The following is a 2,826-nucleotide window of genomic DNA, read 5'->3' as shown; positions in this document are numbered from 1 at the left end:
CCAGAGTTTTTTCGGCATCGAGAGTTCGATGGGGGACTTGGGTGGTGTTGTGGTTTGGTTTGGTTGCATGGTTCCTCTTTTTTTAGTGAAAAGTTAAAAACTAAAAGTGAAAAGTTCATGTGAACCGATGCTTCACATCGGACCATTTTTTCCAATGAAAAAGAAGCGCAGCGACTTTTCCAAAACTTTTAGTTTTTCACTCTTAAACTTTTAACTGGAGATAAAATCCTCTGTCCAGCCCCGCCAGATCCTTGTAGAATCTGGGTTCGGGCAGGCCCTGTTCCTTGCAGAAGGCGGCGATCGACTCTCTTTGGTCGTACCCCATCTCGCAGACCAGGTGGGGCACGCCGCGGCGTTTGGCCTCCAGGATGATCGCTTTGAGCAGTTCGTCGCCGCACTCTCCGCCGATCAGGGCATTCTGGGGTTCGTACCGGACCGAATGGGGAAGCAGGAACTCCCGGCAGATGTAGGGCGGGTTCGAGACGATCATTTCGCACGCCTCTTCGTCCACACCCTCCAGCAGATCGGTATGGACCAGCGTGATGCGCTCCTGCAGGCCGTATGCGGCGATGTTTTTTCGGGCGTATTTCAGGGCGTCTTCGGATATATCGGTCGCCGTGATCTGCAGATCGGGAAACTTCCGGGCCAGCACGACACTCACGGCACCGCTGCCGACACCGATCTCGCAGATACGTTTCAGGCCGTGTTTGCGGATCACCTCCGCGGCCATGTCCACCAGCAGCTCCGTCTCGGGACGGGCGATCAGTACCCCCTCCCCCACTTCGAGCCAGATGTCGTAGAAGGAGACGCGGCCCGTGATGTATTCGATCGGTTCGCTCTTTTTGCGCCGCTCCACCAGGCGCCAGAACCCCTCGGGATCCTCCAGGTCGCTGTCGCCGTGCATATGGAGCCACGTGCGCTCTTTCCGTAGATGGTGGGCCATCAGGATCTCCGCCTCCAGGCGGGGACGCTCGGAGACCTTCGACAAAATCACCGAGGCTTCGCGCAGCGCCTCCTCGATCGTCATACGGTGAACTCTCCTTTGAGCGCTTCGTCCTCTTTGCCGTCGTCACGGACGCTCTTGTCGCCCAATGCCCTGAGACGCTCGACGATCGGCGGATGGGAGTGGTAGAAGAAGATCGTCAGTCTGTGGGCCATCGGAAAGCTCTTGTTCTCGTCGACCAGCTTTTTCAGGGCACGGATCAGATCCTCGCTGCCGCACATTTCGACGGCGTATTTGTCCGCGGCGTATTCGTTCTGACGGCTGACGAAACTCATGATCGGCATGAAGATGAAGATGAATACCGAAATCATCAGCAGAAAGAGGACCATCAGCATCGCCGGTGTCTCCCGCACACCCAGTTCCATGAAGAGCGAAGTGGGAAGATGACCGAAGATGTAGAAACCGACGAAGAGTATGCCTCCCAGCATCGCGATGTTCTTGTAGATGTCGTGATGTTTGTAGTGGCCCAGTTCGTGACCCAGTACCGCCAAGAGTTCGCTGTCGCTGAGTTTCTCCAGCAGCGTGTCGAAGAGCACGACCCGCTTGGTCTTTCCAAGACCGCCGAAATAGGCGTTGAGCCGGGCGTCGCGTTTGCTGGCGTCGACGACGAAAACCCCTTCGCTCTCGAAACCGCTTCTTTGCATGAGCGCGTCGATCTTCTCTTTGAGCGCTTCGTTCTGAAGCGGCGTGAATTTGTTGAACATCGGAGCGATGAGAGTCGGATAGAGAAGGTTCAGCAGCACGATGACGGCGAAGATCAACAGGAAGCTGACGAACCACCACATCGGCACGTTGACGATGATCCACGCCACCGCCGCACTCAGAACCGACGCGACCACCAGGGTCAGAAGCCCCCCTTTGATCTGGTCTTTGACGAAGAGTTCCGGGGTCGAGTGGTTGAACCGGAAACGCTCGTCGATGACGAAGGTCTTGTAGATGGAAAAGGGAAGCTCTACGACGTAGTTGACGATCAGAAAGAGATCCACGGCGACGACCGCCTGCATGATCGGGTCCATGTTCCACGTCATCGTATCGAGCCAGCGGATACCCCATGAGAGCCAGAAGACGAAGAGCGCGTACTCCACCAGCGTTTCGACGATCTTGAGCCGTTCGTTTGAGATCAGGTAGCGCGCCGACTTCATCCAGCTGCTCGGTTTCATCAGAACCGGCGGCATGTTTTTGGCTTTGGCGACGTAGCCGATCTGCATGACGCTGATATAGACCTTGATCAGGACATAGAGAAAGAAGATGATGGAGAGTGCTTGAACCATGTTCGGAATGACCTCGTTTCTATCGAATTATCAGGATTATAGCCAAGATAGGTTAAAATCCAATTCCAAAAGATCAATCTAACTCAACAACGTAAGAAAAGGTATTTATGGCCCTCGTAGACCTGCTCGAAGTCGACAAACAGTTCGAATCCCAGATCATTTTTGAGGGGATCAATTTTCATATTGACGAATATGAACGCATCGTCATCGTAGGCCGCAACGGCAGCGGCAAGAGTACGCTGATGAAGATCGTCAGCGGCGAGATCGAGCCCGACGCCGGCCAAAGGATCGTCAGACAGGGGATACGCATCGAGATGCTCGAGCAGCAGCCCACGTTCGAAGCGGGGGTCTCGGTGCGCGACGCCATCGAAAAGGAGCTCACCGAGATCCAGCAGGCCAAAAGCCGCTACGAAGAGATATCCGCGCAGCTCGCCGAAGATTTCGAAAACCGCACACTGCTGGAGGAGCACGCCAGACTCACCGCCTTCCTCGATTACCACAACGCCTGGAACCTCGACGACAAGATCGAGCGGATCCTCAGGGAGTTCGACC

The 2,826-nt window shown here is 55.2% G+C and carries 3 protein-coding genes; 1 reads left to right on the top strand and 2 read right to left on the bottom strand.

All coding sequences use genetic code 11. The features are described from left to right. Positions 1-202: 202 nt before the first annotated feature. Together prmC and Q1K23_RS08925 are read right to left on the bottom strand one after the other, a co-directional pair. The gene (prmC, locus tag Q1K23_RS08930) at positions 203-1,027 is read right to left on the bottom strand and encodes a peptide chain release factor N(5)-glutamine methyltransferase (RefSeq protein WP_300363967.1); all 825 of its coding nucleotides are present in this window, start codon (positions 1,025-1,027) and stop codon (positions 203-205) included. Next, on the bottom strand, positions 1,024-2,274 hold the full coding sequence (locus Q1K23_RS08925; RefSeq protein WP_300363965.1) for a M48 family metallopeptidase: 1,251 nt from the start codon (positions 2,272-2,274) through the stop codon (positions 1,024-1,026). The genes prmC and Q1K23_RS08925 overlap by 4 nt, the downstream gene beginning before the upstream one ends. A gap of 107 nt (positions 2,275-2,381) precedes the next feature. On the opposite strand from Q1K23_RS08925, the gene Q1K23_RS08920 reads away from it, so the two are divergent. Next, on the top strand, positions 2,382-2,826 hold a 445-nt coding region (locus Q1K23_RS08920; RefSeq protein ID WP_300363963.1), incomplete at its 3' end, for an ATP-binding cassette domain-containing protein.

Origin of the sequence: Hydrogenimonas sp. (genome assembly GCF_029933015.1) — a bacterium.
Classification (GTDB): domain Bacteria; phylum Campylobacterota; class Campylobacteria; order Campylobacterales; family Hydrogenimonadaceae; genus Hydrogenimonas.
This window is presented reverse-complemented; position numbering and strand designations above follow the sequence as displayed.

Coding starts and splice junctions, on each gene's coding strand:
- prmC (WP_300363967.1), bottom strand. CDS start 1,027: ATGACGATCGAGGAGGCGCTGCGCGAAGCCTCGGTGATTTTGTCGAAG.
- Q1K23_RS08925 (WP_300363965.1), bottom strand. CDS start 2,274: ATGGTTCAAGCACTCTCCATCATCTTCTTTCTCTATGTCCTGATCAAG.